The 18,736-nt window shown below is 39.7% G+C and carries 16 protein-coding genes; 3 read left to right on the forward strand and 13 right to left on the reverse strand.

Annotation, left to right across the window (positions count from 1 at the left end; genetic code table 11):
* Positions 1-148: 148 nt before the first annotated feature.
* The 9 genes from ACMX9J_RS11250 to ACMX9J_RS11290 all read right to left on the reverse strand — a co-directional run bounded on the left by ACMX9J_RS11250 (position 149) and on the right by ACMX9J_RS11290 (position 11,628).
* Positions 149-1,954, reverse strand: a complete 1,806-nt coding sequence (locus tag ACMX9J_RS11250; RefSeq protein WP_416225814.1) for an IucA/IucC family protein — start codon at positions 1,952-1,954, stop codon at positions 149-151.
* Complete coding sequence (locus ACMX9J_RS11255) at positions 1,951-3,105, reverse strand: MFS transporter (protein WP_033579848.1); 1,155 nt, start codon at positions 3,103-3,105, stop codon at positions 1,951-1,953. Before ACMX9J_RS11255 ends, ACMX9J_RS11250 begins: the two co-directional genes overlap by 4 nt.
* 3 nt (positions 3,106-3,108) lie before the next feature.
* A complete protein-coding gene (locus tag ACMX9J_RS11260; RefSeq protein WP_049166069.1) occupies positions 3,109-4,398 on the reverse strand; it encodes a lysine N(6)-hydroxylase/L-ornithine N(5)-oxygenase family protein in 1,290 nt (429 codons plus the stop codon).
* The gene (locus tag ACMX9J_RS11265) at positions 4,377-4,970 is read right to left on the reverse strand and encodes a GNAT family N-acetyltransferase (RefSeq protein ID WP_028415137.1); all 594 of its coding nucleotides are present in this window, start codon (positions 4,968-4,970) and stop codon (positions 4,377-4,379) included. The genes ACMX9J_RS11260 and ACMX9J_RS11265 overlap by 22 nt, the downstream gene beginning before the upstream one ends.
* Positions 4,967-6,721 (reverse strand): IucA/IucC family protein, encoded by a 1,755-nt coding sequence (locus ACMX9J_RS11270; protein WP_416225815.1) that lies wholly within the window; start codon positions 6,719-6,721, stop codon positions 4,967-4,969. The genes ACMX9J_RS11265 and ACMX9J_RS11270 overlap by 4 nt, the downstream gene beginning before the upstream one ends.
* Entirely contained in the window at positions 6,699-8,219 is a 1,521-nt protein-coding gene (locus ACMX9J_RS11275) for a pyridoxal phosphate-dependent decarboxylase family protein (protein ID WP_155007685.1), read from the reverse strand. Before ACMX9J_RS11275 ends, ACMX9J_RS11270 begins: the two co-directional genes overlap by 23 nt.
* Before the next feature lies 1 nt (position 8,220).
* Positions 8,221-9,585 (reverse strand): aspartate aminotransferase family protein, encoded by a 1,365-nt coding sequence (locus ACMX9J_RS11280; RefSeq protein ID WP_033579844.1) that lies wholly within the window; start codon positions 9,583-9,585, stop codon positions 8,221-8,223.
* Positions 9,586-9,847: 262 nt separating this feature from the next.
* A complete protein-coding gene (locus tag ACMX9J_RS11285; protein ID WP_014458532.1) occupies positions 9,848-10,540 on the reverse strand; it encodes a copper homeostasis protein CutC in 693 nt (230 codons plus the stop codon).
* Between the two features lie 251 nt (positions 10,541-10,791).
* On the reverse strand, positions 10,792-11,628 hold the full coding sequence (locus ACMX9J_RS11290; protein ID WP_176343478.1) for a hypothetical protein: 837 nt from the start codon (positions 11,626-11,628) through the stop codon (positions 10,792-10,794).
* Between the two features lie 165 nt (positions 11,629-11,793).
* On the opposite strand from ACMX9J_RS11290, the gene ACMX9J_RS11295 reads away from it, so the two are divergent.
* Together ACMX9J_RS11295 and ACMX9J_RS11300 are read left to right on the forward strand one after the other, a co-directional pair.
* Entirely contained in the window at positions 11,794-13,221 is a 1,428-nt protein-coding gene (locus tag ACMX9J_RS11295; protein WP_080754468.1) for a cryptochrome/photolyase family protein, read from the forward strand.
* 239 nt (positions 13,222-13,460) lie between these two features.
* Entirely contained in the window at positions 13,461-14,666 is a 1,206-nt protein-coding gene (locus ACMX9J_RS11300; protein WP_033579817.1) for an ATP-binding protein, read from the forward strand.
* Between the two features lie 36 nt (positions 14,667-14,702).
* Here the strand turns inward: ACMX9J_RS11300 and ACMX9J_RS11305 are convergent, their stop codons facing one another.
* Together ACMX9J_RS11305 and ACMX9J_RS11310 are read right to left on the reverse strand one after the other, a co-directional pair.
* Entirely contained in the window at positions 14,703-15,188 is a 486-nt protein-coding gene (locus ACMX9J_RS11305) for a metal-dependent hydrolase (protein WP_013084711.1), read from the reverse strand.
* A 116-nt stretch (positions 15,189-15,304) separates the two neighbouring features.
* Positions 15,305-15,472 (reverse strand): hypothetical protein, encoded by a 168-nt coding sequence (locus ACMX9J_RS11310; protein ID WP_165573659.1) that lies wholly within the window; start codon positions 15,470-15,472, stop codon positions 15,305-15,307.
* Between the two features lie 123 nt (positions 15,473-15,595).
* Here ACMX9J_RS11310 and ACMX9J_RS11315 point away from each other — a divergent pair, with 123 nt between their 5' ends.
* Positions 15,596-15,838, forward strand: a complete 243-nt coding sequence (locus ACMX9J_RS11315; RefSeq protein ID WP_033579816.1) for a hypothetical protein — start codon at positions 15,596-15,598, stop codon at positions 15,836-15,838.
* A 36-nt stretch (positions 15,839-15,874) separates the two neighbouring features.
* Here the strand turns inward: ACMX9J_RS11315 and ACMX9J_RS11320 are convergent, their stop codons facing one another.
* Together ACMX9J_RS11320 and ACMX9J_RS11325 are read right to left on the reverse strand one after the other, a co-directional pair.
* Complete coding sequence (locus ACMX9J_RS11320; RefSeq protein ID WP_028411357.1) at positions 15,875-17,299, reverse strand: NAD-dependent succinate-semialdehyde dehydrogenase; 1,425 nt, start codon at positions 17,297-17,299, stop codon at positions 15,875-15,877.
* Between the two features lie 31 nt (positions 17,300-17,330).
* Positions 17,331-18,701 (reverse strand): sigma-54 interaction domain-containing protein, encoded by a 1,371-nt coding sequence (locus tag ACMX9J_RS11325; protein ID WP_416225816.1) that lies wholly within the window; start codon positions 18,699-18,701, stop codon positions 17,331-17,333.
* Between the last annotated feature and the right edge of the window lie 35 nt (positions 18,702-18,736).

Below are 18,736 nucleotides of genomic sequence, written 5' to 3' on the forward strand. Positions count from 1 at the left end.
TCCATCAAATCGTTCATTCACTGATCTTTACGTTCTACACATACATAAAATGAGTGTTTCCTAAAGTGCTGCTGCTCATCCCCTTAGCTTCCTGCTTTAGAATTAACCATAAAAAAGCCGCTAGTACAACACCAGCGGCTTTTCCTTATTATTGCACGGCTTTTTCACTCACTTCATGCAAGGCATTTCTCACCGTACCATATTCGCTTGCGTGAGGACGATCTCCGTCATCTTCGTATCCGTAGTCAAACATTCGATTTCGATTTAACGTTAACTTCGTAATCGTTGGACGCAACAAATCAAATAATTCAAATCGTTTTTTCAAATGTGGAAATGATGCTTGATAATGCAAGATTTCTGCTCGTACACTTTTCCAAAAGTCCTCTTCTTCTACACCTTCATGCTCTTCTAAGATGCTTGCTAAATAGCGGAAGTGACAAACAAATAACCCTGTTAAAATAAACTGCGTCAATCCTTCTGACTCTTCGCTGCGCAGCACTTCTTTTAATTCAAAAGATAGCTGCTGCAATTCTTCAAACGGCTGATCGCTAATATTCACGTCGTCTACAAAATCTTTCATAATAATTCGAACCGGCTTGTTGTTTTTAAGAACCAGTACCGTATTTTGACCGTGCGGGGAAAATACAGTGCCGTATTGATACAAGTAATGAAGTAGTGGCGGCAACACAGCGCTGGTTAGCGCATTAATCCACTCGTTAGGAGTTAAGCCTGACTTTTCAATATATGACGAAACTAAAGCCTTCCCTTGACCGTCAACATGTAATAGCGCAGCTAGCGTAATCGCATGCTCTCCTTCTTCTAGCTCTTGATAAATGCTTTCACGCCAAACGACTCCAAGCATCTCTAGATACTGATAAGGCGCATTTTTAATAGAAGCGAACGTCGGCTGAGTGACGTTTAACGTAGCCACTTCTCCTAAAAGTCCTACTTTGCACGTATCTTTTAAAAACGTATCACGATCTCTTATACCTTTTATATGCTGAGTGACTTGAGGAGCAATGACCGTCCTCTCACTTGGAAGGCCTCTGTACACAAGCGTATTTAATATACTCATTGGAAGCTTTACGTGATACTTATCTCGATTTGTTGTATTCACAAATGTACGAATCGACTGCTGAGGCAGGTATTGATCCTGCCCTTCTCCTAAAGGAACAATTAAATTATTTGCAATGTATTCAGCGAATAAAGGAACAATTACGTTCAGCCACTGCCATTCATGGACAGGAATATAATAATAGTCCGCAGGTAAAAGACTTTGGCTTGTTAACTCTTTTTCAAATTCAGCTAGCGTCTCAGCGCTTAACTCCTTCTTCATGACATCATCAAAACCAAGGGTATCCAACGAATGAAATGAAGCAATTTGCTTCTCTACAGCAATCCATGAAAGCTGAATTTCTTGTTTTTGCTCGGGCGCAAACCGAAGATAGTCATCATAACCAAACCCAATGCGCCCTTTATTATACGTAATCCAAGGATGCCCCGTCATTTCACCTTCTAGCTCTGCATAATCCATATCTGCTAATTCATCAGCTGATTTTCGATTTTGCAAATGCAAATCTGCTACTAATGTATGAAAATATTCTTTTGCTAAGTGGCCTGCAGTTGAGCTAGACATTCCTTTGTCTTCAGATAAGCTAATTAACAGCTGCAGTGCTTCTGAAAATGTGGGGTTTGACGTTTGAGATGTTAGTTTAATACTTTCTGGCAGTACAGAAAAACTATCAAACATTCGCTGTTTCGCTTGATATGTATACGTAACGCCCCGATGGTCTTCCCATTGATACATAGCAATCGCACCCTGTTTTTGCAGTTGTTTCGGCTCAATAATATGTTCATACATGAATTCCTGCAGCATTTTAGCTAAAAGCTGTCGATTTGCTTTTTCCCATGATTGCTTATTAAATACAGAAAGATTCGTTTCTTTGATTTTCATCCTTCATTCTCCTTTACTTGTCTTAGAATAGGGATTGTTTTATTACGCAGCGGCATTACAGCGCTAGCAGCTAGCAAAGCAGCTGCTCCCGCTACTAAAGGAAATGCCAAATCCACTTTGCTGATTTCTAATGCTAAAATCGGTGCAATCAGCAGAGCGATATTTTGAACAGCAATAAGCCAGCTGTAATAGTAAGCAGCCGCTTCTTTACTTTTTCGAAATAAATAGATATCCAGTATAACCATGCTGAGATAAAACCCGGCTCCATATAAAATTCGGCTGATAATAAACACGCTGAGATGATCAGCATATGCCTGCAAACACAGCACCAAAACACTAGCACCCGTTATGCCATAAAAAAGCGGTATAACGTTGCCGTTCAATAGTTTGGTAGGTACCGTAAGCTTTAAGACAATCGCCATAATACTCGGCATCGCATACAGCAAAGCGCTGCCTTGACTGCTCATGCCATATGTTTCATGTGTAAACAATGTAAAATAAGGGCGAATGACATTGTGCCCAAGGTAAAAAAAGAAAATCGCCAGCAAATAAAAAAAGATGGGCTCGTTTATGCTTTGAATGGATGGCGTTTTTTCTGCTTTTAAAGGTAATGCTTTTCTTGTTAAGAGCCATACGGCCAGTACCATATCAATTAAAGCAAAGTATTGATATACGTTAAGCGGCATTTCCCATGCAATAACCGTACTTCCAAACAAGCTAGCGACAATAATAGCCGTATGAACAATAAATACATACGTTGTTGCAGCACTTGCCTTTTTCTGTCCTTTTTTCATGTGGCCTACTAAATAGGGGTACAAAAGATATAAACTGCTTTGAAATAGGAGCAGCACTAAGGAAGTAGCTAAAAATTCATAAAAAGTAGAAACTTCGCTCAAAATGACTTTAATTAAGGCCGTCATTAAAAGTGACGTTACAACTACATATTTTACGTTCCATTTCTTAAACAGCATTCCCCATAAAGGTGTCATAACAATGACCACAATCCGGCAGCAAATAATGAAAAAAGACGTCATCGCCACTCCATCTACATGAAATGCATGTGTAAAATACTGTGGATAAAATGGTGATAATAATACTTCTGACGTCATGGTCATAAACAAGCAGATAAAAACAAAACGCGCGGAAATCATTTCTTAAAATCCGAACTTTTGGAAAACAGTATTTTTATATATTTTGTACACGCTTTTGCCTGCAATTTGGTTAATCAAAACAGCATTGCGATAAGCGCCTAAACCTAAGTCCGGTGCTCCAACTCCGTGTGTATGAAGCTCTCCGTTTTGCACAAATAGCGGGGCTCCTTTCTTCTTCATCTCAACTTGATAGCGTTCGTTAATTTTCAGCTGGCCTTTTTCATCGAATAGTACATGTTCTTTTAAACCTTCCATAAAAGCAGGCTCTTTTGCATGATAGCCAGTAGCCATAATGACAATTTCACTTTCTTCTTTTTCAAATGAGTCCTGCTCGTATTGGTGAAGAGTCAGAAGATGTGTATCGTTTATCTTTTCAACGCCTGCAAGTTCCGTAAGCGCGCGCATCGTTAGAGGCACTTCTTTTCCTCCAATTGTTCGTTCGTAAATCAAATCATAAATATTCCCGATTGTTTCAAAGCTTATTCCTTTATAGAGGAGAGCTTGATTTCGTAAAACGCTCTCTTTTTTCTCTTCGGGCAATCTGTAAAAATAGCGGGTATAATCCGGTGAAAAATGTTCAAGGCCAAGCTTTGAATATTCCATTGGATAAAAACCTTTTGAGCGCGTATACCAATTCAGCTTATACTCAAACTCAGGCTGCTGTTGAAGTAAATCATAGACAATTTCAGCTGCACTTTGACCAGAGCCAATTACGGTTATGCTTTTAGCCTGCAGCGTTTGCTGACGCTTCATTTTGTAATGAGCGGAGTGATAAAACGTATCGCTTGCCACTGTTTGAAAGTCTCTTGGCACTACGGGCTGCGTACCTACTCCAGTAACAAGATGATAGCTGTAATAGGTATAAAGCTTTCCTTCTTTTTCAACTGTTACTTCGTAGTAAGGCTTAGCGTCTTCATGCATTTTTACTTCTTTTACTGTGCTGTTAAATTCAAGCCCACTCAGCTGGCTCGCTACCCAGCGGCAATAGTGATTGTATTCATTTCTCGGAATATGAAACTTTTCAAAGAAATAAAACTGATACAAGCGCTCATGCTCATGCAAATAATTTAAGAACGTGTATGGACTCTTCGGATCCACCATCGTGACCACATCTGCCATAAACGGCACTTGAAGTGTTGTACCTTCTAAAAGCATTCCTGGATGCCAATTAAACTCATTCTTTTGTTCAAAACATTTATATGTACAATCTTTTTTATCAATTAAAGCGGCTAATCCTAAATTAAATGGACCAACTCCTACTCCAATTACGTCTAAAATGTCCCGTTGTTCCATTCGCTCCACCTTCTTTCAAATACTTCTCTTTCACATTTCATCAGTACACCCGTTTTATCAGGCAGCGACACTTCTTTCATGAATTGAAACCCGCATTTTTTAAATACTGCAATCATTTTTTCATTTCGTCTATCTGGCTCCGCTATTACTTTAGCAGTGTCTGCTACGTTAAACTTATGCTTTAGCAAACTAAGAAGGAGCGGATAAATATAGCCTTTTCCTAAAAAAGCAGGTTCTCCAATCAATAAATGAATTCCTTGATCTCCTTTTTCATAAGGATAATAGTTACTGATTATGTCACCTTCAACCATATAAGATTCCCAATAGCTCATAGGTACACCATCAATTTCTCCGATTAGCAGCTTTTGATGAGAATCAGCTAGAAATGTTTTTAAATGCTGCTCGTACGCCTGTTTTGAAATATTTAAATTCCAATACGGAATAACATGCGGTTCATGCATCCACTTGTACAGCCGTTCGAAATCTTTTGCAAAAGAAACAGAGCGAAAGGTAATGCTCTGCTCCTTTTGCTGAATCATAAATGGATACTGCGTTTGCAAGGCTGATTTCATACACGTACACCTGCAGATTCGAACAATGGATTCTCGACATTTACATAAACAGACTGTGTTTCAAGAGATCCTACCAGCTCATCCATATCATGAACGCGCGTTAAGAAGTTGGCTTTGCAAGGAAGCACTTTCTCTTCTAACATTGATGAAACAAGCCCTGTATGATCTTTTTCTTTGTACATCTCGATCTCTTGTCGCAAAATCAATAGCAGATCTGATTCTTGAGTGAGGCCAGCTGCACCAAAAGCGTTAACTAATCCTAAAATATGATTAAAAAATACGTAATAACGAAATCTTTCTTCTGCTACAGCGTCATCACAGACCGTATCGCTTTCTCCGTTTAAGAAAGGAAGCAGCTTGCGAAGCTCTTGTTCCTTTGATTTCATAAAGTAATAGCCTTGGTTATCGCGGTAGTAAAACACCGATGGATATCCGTTTTCATCAAGTTTAATAACGGAGTTTTGCTGATGAGCTTCCAGCGCAATTCCTTTTTGAGTGTAAAGCCACATCATAGGATGAAAAGATACGTCTAAATAGCGTTTAAACCAGCGCTTGCTTACATCTTCAGTCGTGCTATTTTCACTTGCAGCAATGTGATGAATAATATTTTCAATTTGAGAAGCTTCTCCAAACACATGATCTTGACACAAACTGGCTAGAAGTGTTGTACGATCCCCTTGCTTACCTTGAAAAGGATTGCTTCGAATCATAACTTCAAATCCAAGCTCCTTTTCTCCAAGCGTGATGTAAGCAGGGTCTTCAATTACTTGAAAAGCCGGATGATTTTCGTGAAGCTCCGCCTGTAATCCCTTTTGCAATAAACGGCTAATTTCTACCCCTCTGCTTAATTCTTTGCGTTTGTTCACTCTCAGTGAATTAGTGATCTTTACCGGAATGGAAAATTTGTACATCACATCTGCATTGTTACTGTATACGGTTCGAACAGACGAAGTCGGATAAAACGGCTGACCGTGTGGCCCTAGATAAGCAAGCCTGCCTTTTTGAATCCATTGGCACACTTCTTCTTTTCCTAAAAGATAACGAGCTTGCAGCGGATGCATAGGTATAAGTGAATAATCGTCCGCTTGGCAATAAGAATGTATGAATTCTTCAGAAACCGTCTTATCTTTTTTCAGCTGCTCTTTAATAAGCTGTGAAGCGGTTTGATTTCCAGCGGACTGTTCTGCAACGAGAGATGCATGCGCTTTAAAATAATGAAGCTGAAATTCCCCGTTCACTTCAGGTCCAAATACCTCTTCTTCTTCAGGTAATATCCCTTGGCGGCTTTTAGGTGTTGGATGCAGCTGGTGCCCAATAAGCAGGGACTGTTCAGATTCTAAGAACGTTTTGTCCCATTTATAGCACGTCTCTAACTCTTTCTGCCTTTTTTCAATGAATAATTTCATATTTTCATAGCTTAATAGAACACGTATAATTAGCTCATTTACTTGTACTAAATGATCCGTTACTTCTTTTAAAAGAAAGGCCAAAAGAGTGACGATATCTAACTCCTTAATCTCCTCTTGCTGAATACGATAAGAAAAGTTTGAAAAGAACAAGTGACGTCCGGTGGCTGAGCGGTACTTTACTGGAAAGTAAAGAGTTACCGGCTGTTTTTCTAGTCTAAGAACGAGCGTTTCCTCACTTTTTATTTCTGAAACGGACTCCCATACTCCCTTACCTGTCTCTCGAATATAGCAATTAATAATGTTTTGCATCGTAATAAAATTAGCCGATAACTGAGCGTTCACGTAATCGCTCCTCCTTTTTCTCCAACTGTTTGCCTAAAGCAACAACTTCCTCTAAATGAGTGACAACAGAATCAAATGTAATCATAGGATTTAACATCGTTAGTTTTAAATAGACTCGTTCTTTATGCTTTGTTTTTGCCATGATAAACGTGCCTTTTTCGTATAAGTGCTGCTGAATACGCTGATTCAACCTATTTTCATAATGCTGATGCTTTTGACAATCACTATATAAAATATCTGGTACATAGCGAAAGACAACCGCGTTCATATAAGGGTCATTTAACACTTCTACATTGCTTTGTTTTTGTAAGTAGTCAGCTGTTTGCTTAGCAGTTTCAATCGTGTGGTCAACCATTTCTCCGTATTCATTTGCACCTACTGCACCGAAAGTAAGCCAGAGCTTCAAGGCGTCAAACCGCTTTGTCGTTTGAATGCTGCGGTCTACTAAGTGCACATGCTCATCTTCTTCAGGATTTAAATAATCTGCATGAAGCTGAATGTGTTTAAACATAGCTGAATTTTTCAGTAAAAATGCTCCGCAGCTTACAGGCTGATAAAACCATTTATGAAAATCCATCGTGATAGAATCCGCTTGTTCAAGAGCTTGTAAGCGTTCACGGTACTTATGGGAAAACAGCAGCCCTCCTCCATAAGCGGCGTCAGCATGGAGCCAGAGCCCTTCTTTTTTAGCAAGCTCACTTATTTCAAAAAGAGGATCTACGCTGCCAAAATCTGTTGTACCTGCCGTTGCTACAATAGCAAAGGGGAGGTTGCCCTGAGCTTTCACTTCCTGTATTGCTTCTTCTAAGCTTTTTATATCCATTTCATGCTGCTCATTGCACTTTACACTCACCACTGCACGCATGCCCAGCCCAAGCTGAGCTGCAGATTGTTGCACCGTAAAGTGCGCTTTTTCCGAGCAGAAAATCCGCAGTTTTTTAGCTTGGAACGGTAAGCCTTCTTTACTAACATCCATTGAAAAGGCAGAATGGCAATATTCATTACGAGCAAGCAGGAGTCCCATATAATTTGACTGCGTCCCTCCGCTTGTAAAAATGCCTGAAGATGAGCTTGGATAACCAATTTGTTGTGTTAACTCATCAATCACTTTATCTTCTATATACGTAGCTGCCGGACTTTGATCCCACGAGTCCATAGATTGATTCAAAGCAGAAATCATCACTTCCGCAGCAAGAGCGGGTATAATCGGAGGGCAATGCAAGTGCGCCATTGCTCCGGGATGCGAAATATGAAGCGAATGATTCATCACTACTGCTTGTACGTTATCAAATAAATCTTCTAGCGGCTGTTCGTGCTTGCTAAAATAGACAGAACGATTGACTAAGTTTGACAACTCTTCAACGTCGATGTGAGTATAAGCGGACTTTAATTCATAGTAGTGACGTTTGATCATCTCAGTCATTCCGCCTATCATCGCTTCATAATTCTCGAGGCTTTCCTTTGATGATGATAAAAACCACTTTTCAAACGGTGCCATTCTATTTATTCACCCACTTCTCTTCTGCTGCTTTTACCGCTTCTTCAAATTTCGTTAATATTTCATCCGTTTGTTGTTTCGTTAAAATTAATGGAGGAAGCAAACGAATAACAGCACCATGCCTTCCACCGACTTCTAAAATGACGCCTCTGTTAAAACATTCTTTTTGAATCAGCTTAGCTAACTCACCGTTTGCAGGATGACTGCCGATTTTATTAGCCGGCTTTGTCGCGTCGATGATTTCAACACCCAGCATCAAACCTCTTCCGCGTACATCTCCAATCGACAATACTTGCTTTTGAATATGTCTTAGCTGGCTTTGAATGTAGGCTCCCAACTCGTGAGCATGCGCAGGTAAGTTTTCTTGTTTTATAAATTGCAGAGTAGCCCGTCCTGTAGCCATTGCAAGCTGATTTCCTCTAAAGGTGCCGATATGTGCACCTGCTTCCCATTGATCAAGCCTTTTATCATACAGAACAACGGATAATGGAAGGCTTCCTCCAATTGCTTTAGACAGTACTAATACATCTGGTTCGATATCAGCGTGCTCAAATGCATACAGTTTTCCTGTTCGTCCAATTCCAGTTTGAACTTCATCCACAATAAGCGGAATATTTCGTTCTTTTGTAATTCGACGAAGCTCTTTTAACCATGGAATCGGTGCTGGAACAGAGCCTCCTTCTCCTTGTACAATTTCTACTACAACACCGGCAGGAGTAACAATTCCGCTCTCAGGATCATCCAGCATATTTTCAATATATGTACTAATATACGTGTGTCCTTCAGCACCTACGCCAAAAGGGCAGCGATATTCATATGGGTAGGGTAAAAAATGTGTATCTGGCACTAGCGCATGAATGTGCTTTTTTGGACTCGTTGTACCGCTGATGCTTAATGTTCCGTGTGTGGAGCCGTGATATCCCCCTTGAAAAGATAAAATCGTTCGGTTGCCTGTTGCTGTTTTCACAAGTTTCAAAGCCGCTTCAATTGCGTCTCCTCCAGTGGGACCGCAAAACTGAATTTTCGCTTTGTTTGCGAAATTTTCCGGCAAACTAGCGAACACTTCATCGATAAAAGCTTCTTTTACAGGCGTTGTTAAATCTAATGTATGTAAAGGAATAGATTTTGCTAAAACGTCTTGAATTGCTTCATGAACTACGTGATGGTTATGACCAAGAGCAAGTGTGCCGGCTCCTGCTAAACAATCAATATACTCTTTTCCATCCATATCCGTGATCACGGCGCCTTTTGCCTGCTTAATCGCAATAGGAAGGCGTCTAGGATAAGATCTTGCATTGGATTCTCGTTCATTTTGCATAGCAAGCAGCATTTCGTTTGATGTAAGTTGTTTCGTTGACGTTGACATATCATATCCTCCTGTTTGTTCAATTGATAATGATTTTCATTAACAATTACAACAATAAATGATAATGATTATCACTGTCAATAATTATTCTGAAAATATGAAATTATTCCTATTTCACTCTACAGTCGTAAAAACTCAGTATTTCTCTTGTGTATCAAGGGTTAAAAGAGTTTTATGTTGTTTTCCAATTAGGGAAAACTATGTAATAAGTCCCTTTCTATTTCCAAATAAAAAAGTGCTACAATTTCTTGTAGCACTTCTGTTACTTTTGCTTATTCATCGTTTCTTTTGCAGCTTTTACACTCCTTGGGTCAAGCGGTTTCGTATATTGACAATTTACTCGAACCCCTGAACCAATACGAATTTCTTTCACGGGAGTAACGGATAAGAACGCTTGAAGATTTTCAGGCTTCAGCCCTTTTGTCCCGATTAAAATAATATCTTTATCTTTCATTCTTCTTAACAGCTTTTTAATATGAGGAATACCGTTTAGCGCACTTTTATCCGCTCCTGAAGTCATGACACGCTGAATTTGCTTATAGCTTAAAAGCGTTTCAAGCGCCTTTTCTTGATCACTGATTTCATCAAATGCTAAGTGGAACGTTACGTTCATTTCTCCTGCCGCATCCAGCAGTCGCTTTAAAGCTTGCTCATCGATAATTTTGTCTTCTGTTAAACAGCCAATTTCAATTCCATCAATGCCAATTTCTCTTGCATAGTGAATATCTTCAATCATTGTTTGCAAATCATCTTCATCATATTGAAAAGATTGATTATGTGGACGAATCATCACAAATATTGGGATATGTATCGTTTCTTTCACTTTTTTCATCAAACCGTAGCTTGGGGTTAAGCCGCCTTCACCGATTCCAGTTACAAGACTTATACGATCGGCACCATGTTCCTGGGCAACTTTAGCATCATGCAAGGTTGCAGCTGTGACTTCTAATATCATTCTAAAAACACCCTTTCCCCTTTAATATAGAGCTTTTGCCTTCTTTTCCCTGTATTTATACTTAAAAAACTCTACCAAACTCTCTTATGTAAGAAAACACCCAAAAGATGTGATTAATATTTTCAAAAAATTGAATGTCATGGAAAAAGAGTAAGAACTATTCTTTTTCTCATGACGTTTCAATTAATAAAATTCTATATTTATACTAAAGATCCAAAAATACATCCCTTTTATCTAGGGTAAAGGGTTTATTAAAAAGAGCGTGGATTTGTTTGTTGCATGAACATCCACTCATTTAAAGAATGAGGCTGCTGATGACCAACGGGTGCTGAGACATCGCGGCATCCGCAATCATGCATCGGCATTTGACCCATCCCTCCGTGCATTGGCGGCATTCCACCTTGCATCGGCATTTGACCCATTCCTCCGTGCATTGGCGGCATTCCTCCATGCATCGGCATTTGACCCATTCCTCCGTACATTGGCGGCATTCCACCTTGCATTGGCATTTGACCCATTCCTCCGTGCATTGGCGGCATTCCTCCATGCATCGGCATTTGACCCATTCCTCCGTGCATTGGCGGCATTCCACCTTGCATCGGCATTTGGCACATTCCTTCGTGCATTGGCGGCATTCCACCTTGCATCGGCATTTGACCCATCCCTCCGTGCATTGGCGGCATTCCTCCATGCATTGGCATTTGACCCATCCCTCCATGCATTGGCGGCATTCCGTCCTTCATGGGCATTTGATCCATCCCTCCATGCATTGGCGGCATTCCGTCTTTCATGGGCATTTGATCCATCCCTCCATGCATTGGCGGTAGTTCTCCGTACATTGGCATTTGATTCATGTCTTTTTGCATAGTTGGCATTTGACTCATTCCGCCATGCATCGACGGCATTCCGTCTTTCATCGGCGGCATTTCTCCGTGCATCGGCATTTGCTTTGTGCCTTCTTGTATCGGCATTGCCTGCATTTCCTTTGCAGAAGGCATCGGCGGCATTTTAGCAGGCTTAGGTGCTGCTTGCATATATGGATTGGATATCGGTTGTCCGGTTTGTTTCATTCCATACGAATTTCTCATTTTTAAGGGCTCCTTCCCATTCTCTTACTCTGTTTACGTTATTCTTTTTACCATCAATCTGAAATTCGTCCATAAGAAAATAGGCCTTCTACACATTCAAAATTGTAGAACGTATGAGAAAAAAGCTATAATCGAGGCAAATTGCAAATAGAAAGGTGGCACATGATGAATAAAACCATTATCGTATGGATTCGAAAAGATTTTCGGCTGGTTGATAACCCAGCTCTATTTCACGCAGCTAAAGAAGGAATGGTTGTACCTGTTTATATCCATGACGACCATGAAGAAAACTCAATGGGAAGTGCAAGTAAATGGTGGCTTCACCATGCGCTAAATGACTTTAAAACTTCGATCGAACAAATACAAGGAACGCTAATTGTACAAAAAGGAAACCCTAAAGATGTGTTGCAAAAATTACTCCATGAAACGAATGCGCAAGATATTTATTGGAACAGACGCTATGAACCACATGCGCTAAAAAGAGATAAAGAGCTTCAAGCTTTTTTTTCAGAGCAACAAATAAATATTCGCACATTTGAAGGATTTCTCCTTCATGAACCTTGGAAAATCACAAAAGAAAATGGAGATCCTTATAAAGTATTTACAGCTTACTATAAAGCTTCTCAAAAACATGCCGTATCTTCTGCTGTAAAAAAAGTTACTTCCATACAGGCCTTCTCTAAACCAATTGAATCTCTTTCGGTCTCAGATCTCGATTTACTTCCAAGCATCCCCTGGGACGAAACGATTAAGTCGACGTGGGAAGCTACGGAAAAAGGCGCTGTTAATGCCTTTAAAACGTTTTTAAAGAAGAAGTTGCTTCACTATGAAAAAGGACGAGATTTTCCCGCTGAAGCATTAAATTCATTTCTATCTCCTTATTTTTCTACAGGACAGCTCTCAGTTCGAGTCCTTTATCATTATTTGAGAACTAAAGCAGAAAAAGTAAGCTCTGATGCCTTTGACCATCAAGCTGAAATGTTTATTCGTCAACTTGTATGGAGAGATTTTGCTTATCAGCTGCTTTATCATTTCCCACACACTACAAGTGAACCGCTGAATGAAAAATTCAAGCAATTTCAGTGGGCGGACGGCAATGAAGAGCTTCAAGCTTGGAAAAATGGAAAAACCGGCTATCCCCTTGTCGATGCCGGAATGCGGGAGCTGTGGGAAACAGGTTTTATGCACAATCGAGTTCGAATGGTAGCTGCTTCCTTTTTAGTAAAGCATCTTTTAATTCATTGGAAACACGGAGCCAATTGGTTTTTTGATACCTTAGTAGATGCAGATTTAGCTAACAACACAATGGGCTGGCAGTGGGTTGCAGGCTCGGGAGCAGACGCCGCGCCATATTTTCGTATCTTTAATCCAACTGCTCAATCAGAAAAATTTGATAAAGAAGGAGAATATATTAAAAAGTGGCTTCCAGAGCTTAGAGATCTGCCTTCCTCCTACATTCATAAACCTTGGGAGGCTCCAGCAGACGTATTAGAAAAAGCAAACGTTACGCTTGATAAAACATATCCGACTCCAATTGTTGATCATAAAGCAGCTAGAGAGCGTGCGCTAGAGCATTATCAAGACATCAAATAAGAGGTATTATTCACCTCTTATTTGACGTCTTGATTTTTTAAATGTGTAAAAATTCCCATTTCGCATCTATTTGCAACTAAAAACATGTATTTGAAATCCATTTATAGGGTTTTCAAGCCCAGTTTCCCTCTCTATAGCACATTTGATTTTTCATATTTTTTCCTATAATTTGAATATATAATAATGATTATATGTGCTTGAGAACTCTCTCACTGCATAGATCTGATTGGAGTGATTCGATGCCCGTTTGTCCTTCTTGTAACTATAAGGAAGATTATAATTTTTGCAGAATGTGCGGCACTCAAGTTCGTCACACCTTCACCAACCAAGAAGATCAGCTTTTTTATCCATTAAAAGATCGAATCATTGCCGATGACAATGAACCAAAGCATCAAGCTATTTTATCTCATACCCATGATTTAGTATGTGCTATTACTGAAGATGGCATTTATGAATACGCTTCTCCTTCTTACGCTAAAACATTAGGGGTTTATCCTGATGAACTTATTGGACAACATGTGCTTATCAATGCGTTTCCTGAAGACAAGCACCTAATCTCGACTATTTTAGCTAACATGAGCAAAACAAAAGATGCCTCCACATTTGAATACCGGAAGTTTCACGTGAATGGCACCATCGTTTTATTAGAATGTAAAGGCGCTCCAATTATCACAGCTACTGGAGAAATCGAAGGGTTTGTATTTATCTCACGAGACGTAACAGAGAAAAGACAAGCAGAGAAAAAGATCCAGAATTCAGAAAAACTCTCTGTCATTGGTCACCTTGCTGCAAGTATCGCACACGAGGTTAGAAATCCTTTGACAACCATTAAAGGGTTTATACAACTGTTCAGTGAGACACAGCAGCCGAAAGAAACAATGGTTTATCGAGATCTCATTCAGCACGAACTCTCACAAATTGAACATATTATCGCAGAATTTATGAGCTTAGCTAAACGAGAGTACGCATATACAGAAAGCCTTATTATGACAGACTTGCTAGATGAGGTATTAAAGCAATTTGAACCAGTTACCGAAGTCAAAAACATCCACATCATTCGCCATTATCCAAAAGAATATCCCCTGCTCATTAGTGGGCAAAAAACACAGCTAACCCAAGTATTTATTCATATTATACAAAATGCCATTGATTCTATGGAAAGCGGCGGCAAGCTGGCTGTATCGATTGAAAAATCAGCTAGAGAAACGCTATGCATTGTGATAAAAGATAGCGGATGTGGAATTGACTCAAAGCGTATCCCTCATATAGGAGAGCCTTTTTATACAACAAAAGAACGAGGAATAGGCCTGGGACTAACCATTTGCAACAAAATTATTAACGAGCATAATGGTTTTTTCCACGTATCAAGTGAAGAAAATGACGGCACAAGCATTACCATTACCCTGCCTATGAAAACGCCTGAACTTTATGTGGTAGAAGTGTAAAAGAAGCCATCTAATTTACTCAGATGGCTTCTTTCTTTAAAACAGCTGGGTGTACAGCTGATACTTATAAAGCATATAGAAACTTCCTATCACTGCCAGGTAAAAGATGAGAGTCTCTGCTCCACCACCTGTTTCATATGTTAAAGGAGGCTTAAACTTCTTCTTGCTAAGAGGAGAGAAAAAAGGTACCCCTCGTTTAGAAAAGAAATCTCCAAGAATATGAAAAGCGTATCCATAGGCTATCCCTAATGTAAAATCGTTGTTATACATCGTATGTAAATAAAAAATAAGTCCACTTGCAAGAATAGAATGCGTGATACCTCGGTGTCCAAAAATAGATTTAATGACTTTTGCGAGACCAAGAGATCTTCTACCAATATATGAATTTGGTTCATCTATATCAGGAAGCAGCGCTCCAATCGCAATGCCTACAACATAAGGAAATGTAAACGAAGCGTCTCCTGTTATAGCCACACCGGCACCGGCAGCAATCGATGTTGCAATATGTGTGTGATATCTCAAATATGCCACCTTCTTTCTTTTTCAACTTAAGGCAAGCACCGTAACCAAAATCATACATATGTTCGCCCAACGTTAACTATAAGTGAAGGTGGTAAAAATGTCAAAATAATCTATAGTTATGTAAACTGCATACCGACTAACCCGATAAGCATCACAAGAAAACTAATAAGAGTACCCTTTCCATTTTTCTTTGCTCTTCCATCTTTTTTGACAATGGAATAAATCCACGTACTCGAATACACAGCGAATCCAAGAAAACCAAATAACGTAATATATGTAAACATGCCGAAACTCCTTTGCTTGTCATTACTATTAACTATACGAGATTTTTTCAAAAAAACAAAGTAGTATGACGGCTTGTTTAATATCTCTTTCTTTTTCTTATACTAAGAAGAGGAGGGATGTCTATGCACCAAAAGCAGTTGGAAGATATATTTGACTTTTATGGACTGAGCGAGGTTTATCGAGGCAAATTTGAAGATGTTGATCACCACTGGTTATTTAAAGACGCCGAACCAACTATACTAGAAGATTTTTTTAATTCTCACGATTGCGAAGACCTTGCATGCTGTACTCTTGAGGAGTTTTGTTTTTCATTCATGAATTTTCAATCAATCCATGCACAAATTCCCCACGTGTACTATTACTAAAAAAGTGATTTCGCAGGAAAGCGAAATCACTTTTTATTAAAAGCCTAAAGAAATATATTTTACTTCTAAATATTCTTCAATTCCGTAATGTCCGCCTTCACGTCCAAGTCCACTTTCTTTAAAGCCGCCAAACGGCGCTTGTGGTGTAGAAGGTAGTCCATCATTTAGTCCTACAATACCATATTCTAAAGCTTCAGCAATACGAATAGCTTCTGAAATATTTTCAGTGAACACATAAGCTGCTAATCCGTAAGGCGAGTTATTTGCACGGCGAATAACTTCTTCTTCTGTTTGATACGTCGCAATTGGAGCAATCGGTCCGAATGTTTCTTCGTACATACAAAGCATATCATCCGTTGCACCATCTACAACCGTAGGCTCAACAAAAAGTCCGCTTCCCTCTTCGCGTACAGCCCCTCCAGTTAAGACGTTTCCACCCTTTGCTACAACATCATCTAAGTGGCGCTTTACTTTTTCTAACGCTTTTTCATCGATTAAAGGTCCGATATCCGTACCTTCTTCTAAGCCGTTTCCGACTTTCAGCTGACTAACGGCTGCTGCAAACTGCTCTGCGAACGGTTTAGCAATAGACTCGTGCACGTAGATGCGGTTTGTACATACGCATGTTTGACCAGCGTTACGGAATTTAGAAGCAATTGCATTTGTTACTGCTTTATCTAAATCAGCATTTGCTGTTACGATAAACGGAGCGTGTCCTCCTAATTCTAAAGACACTTTTTTAACCGTATCAGCTGCTCCACGCATTAACAGTTTACCTACTTCTGTAGAGCCCGTAAACGATAGTTTGCGTACGCGTCCATCTTGAAGCCACGCTTCTCCAATCGCTTTTGCATCTCCTGTAACTACATTCATTACGCCTTTTGGGATACCTGCTTCCTGCGCCAACTCTGCTAGACGAAGAGCCGTTAGTGGCGTTTGTTCTGCCGGTTTAATAACCGCTGTACATCCAGCTGCTAGAGCTGGGGCTACTTTACGCGTAATCATAGCTGCCGGGAAGTTCCAAGGTGTAATAGCTGCCATAACTCCCACAGGCTGCTTATGAGCAAATAATCGTTTATTAGGAGAAGAAGCTGGAATTGTTTCTCCGTAAATGCGTTTTCCTTCTTCTGCGTACCATGAAACGAATCCGTTGGCATAGCCAATTTCACCTTTTGCTTCTTTAAGAGGCTTACCTTGCTCGACTGTCATGATTTCAGCCAGTTCATCCGTGTGTTCTTCGATCAGCTGATGCCATTTAAATAATAATTTACCGCGCTCTTCTGCTGTTTTTTTAGACCATGTTTGAAACGCTTCATAAGCAGCATCTGCTGCTAGCTTTGCTTCTTTTTCTCCGCCTTTTGCAACGGTAGCTACTACTTCATTTGTTGCTGGATTTACCACTTCGTATGTATCATTTGCCGAAACAAATTCTCCGTTAATATATAAGTTTGCTTGCTTCATATTTCTTCACTCCCTGCTTAAATTTATCTACTCACTGTTCGGTACTGTCCGACACATATTTTCGAATTTTACGGCTCGCTTGTGATTGACTAATACCAAGCTGTTCGGCTACTTTGTAAGATGACCTATGCTGTTCAAACGCCTTGATGACCATTTCTTTTTCCACATGTTCAATCATTTCAGGAAGCGTATGCACAGGTGGATTGATAGCAAACTCTTTTGCAAATGGCAAGTCTTTAAGCGTAATCATTTCTTCTCCTGTAACAACCAGACGCTCAATGATATTTTCCACTTCGCGAACGTTTCCTTTCCATTCCTGCCCTAAAAATGCATCTAATGCCTTTGGTGATAAGCGTACATTACGTTCGTATACCGTATTAAAATGATGAAGAAACTGATAGACAAGAGGCAGAATATCTTCTTTTCGCTCTCGTAGAGGTGGGATCGTAATTGGCACCACGTTAAGTCGATAGTACAAATCACGTCTAAACTTTCCTTCTTCGACCATTTGCTCCAGGTTTTGATTCGTAGCAGCAATAATTCGTACGTCTATTGATACTGCTCTTGTTGAGCCCACGGGACGAATTGTACGGTCTTGCAGTACATGGAGCAACTTACTTTGTGCTGAAAGAGAAAGTTCACCAATCTCATCTAGAAAAAGCGTGCCTTCGTTCGAAAGCTCAATGATCCCTTTTTTCCCTTCGCGAAATGCTCCAGTGAAAGTACCGCCTTCATAGCCAAATAGCTCTGACTCAATAAGCTGTTCAGGAAGCGCTGCACAATTAAGCTCATGATACGGCTGCTGTTTTCTTGTACTAAGCTGATGAAGCAGTTTTGCTACTCTGCTTTTTCCTACCCCTGTTTCTCCAAGTAAGAGAACGGTTGTATTTACAGAAGCAACTCGTTGAATGGTTGAAAAAACTTTTTTCATCGCTTCGCTTTTTGTTACGATTCCTTCTAAATCTACGGATTCGTTTAACTCTTTTTTATAGTTTTCAAGCTGTTCTTCCATCTCTTCTACTTTTCGTTTTAGTTCCATTAAGTCTGTGAGATCTCGAGAATAGCTAATAACACTTTTCAATTGCCCGTCATTGGTAAATACTGGCCTAGTCCGCACATGAAGATATCGGCCTGAGTTTGTTTTTTGAACCAATTCAATTGCTTGATTAGATTCAATCACCTTTAACGTGGCCGAAGGATAAAAGATGCCCATTTCCTGAAGTTCTTTTACGTGCTTTCCAATAAAATCTTCCACTTTCAAAGCATAATTTTTTTCACACTCTGAATTTACAACTAATACATACCCATTTGCATCAGTTACAAAGATTTCATCAAATGATGACTCAAATATATCGTAAAGTTCGTCGTTAATTTGCTGAATCTGCTTTTTATGAATGGTCATTTGAATCACCTTTTCGTCAAAAAATAATTATTATT

The organism is Priestia sp. RMT2NF4, assembly GCF_047872835.1.
Lineage (GTDB): Bacteria > Bacillota > Bacilli > Bacillales > Bacillaceae_H > Priestia > Priestia zanthoxyli.

What these genes read in the sequence shown, in the direction of transcription:
- ACMX9J_RS11310 (WP_165573659.1), bottom strand. Translation starts at nt 15,472, where the DNA reads ATGTTTACATATATTACGTTATTTGGTTTTCTTGGATTCGCTGTGTAT.
- ACMX9J_RS11320 (WP_028411357.1), bottom strand. Translation starts at nt 17,299, where the DNA reads ATGAAGCAAGCAAACTTATATATTAACGGAGAATTTGTTTCGGCAAAT.
- ACMX9J_RS11260 (WP_049166069.1), bottom strand. Translation starts at nt 4,398, where the DNA reads ATGGAACAACGGGACATTTTAGACGTAATTGGAGTAGGAGTTGGTCCA.
- ACMX9J_RS11280 (WP_033579844.1), bottom strand. Translation starts at nt 9,585, where the DNA reads ATGTCAACGTCAACGAAACAACTTACATCAAACGAAATGCTGCTTGCT.
- ACMX9J_RS11290 (WP_176343478.1), bottom strand. Translation starts at nt 11,628, where the DNA reads ATGAGAAATTCGTATGGAATGAAACAAACCGGACAACCGATATCCAAT.
- ACMX9J_RS11275 (WP_155007685.1), bottom strand. Translation starts at nt 8,219, where the DNA reads ATGGCACCGTTTGAAAAGTGGTTTTTATCATCATCAAAGGAAAGCCTC.
- ACMX9J_RS11250 (WP_416225814.1), bottom strand. Translation starts at nt 1,954, where the DNA reads ATGAAAATCAAAGAAACGAATCTTTCTGTATTTAATAAGCAATCATGG.
- ACMX9J_RS11265 (WP_028415137.1), bottom strand. Translation starts at nt 4,970, where the DNA reads ATGAAATCAGCCTTGCAAACGCAGTATCCATTTATGATTCAGCAAAAG.
- ACMX9J_RS11315 (WP_033579816.1), top strand. Translation starts at nt 15,596, where the DNA reads ATGCACCAAAAGCAGTTGGAAGATATATTTGACTTTTATGGACTGAGC.
- ACMX9J_RS11255 (WP_033579848.1), bottom strand. Translation starts at nt 3,105, where the DNA reads ATGATTTCCGCGCGTTTTGTTTTTATCTGCTTGTTTATGACCATGACG.
- ACMX9J_RS11325 (WP_416225816.1), bottom strand. Translation starts at nt 18,701, where the DNA reads ATGACCATTCATAAAAAGCAGATTCAGCAAATTAACGACGAACTTTAC.
- ACMX9J_RS11285 (WP_014458532.1), bottom strand. Translation starts at nt 10,540, where the DNA reads ATGATATTAGAAGTCACAGCTGCAACCTTGCATGATGCTAAAGTTGCC.
- ACMX9J_RS11295 (WP_080754468.1), top strand. Translation starts at nt 11,794, where the DNA reads ATGAATAAAACCATTATCGTATGGATTCGAAAAGATTTTCGGCTGGTT.
- ACMX9J_RS11300 (WP_033579817.1), top strand. Translation starts at nt 13,461, where the DNA reads ATGCCCGTTTGTCCTTCTTGTAACTATAAGGAAGATTATAATTTTTGC.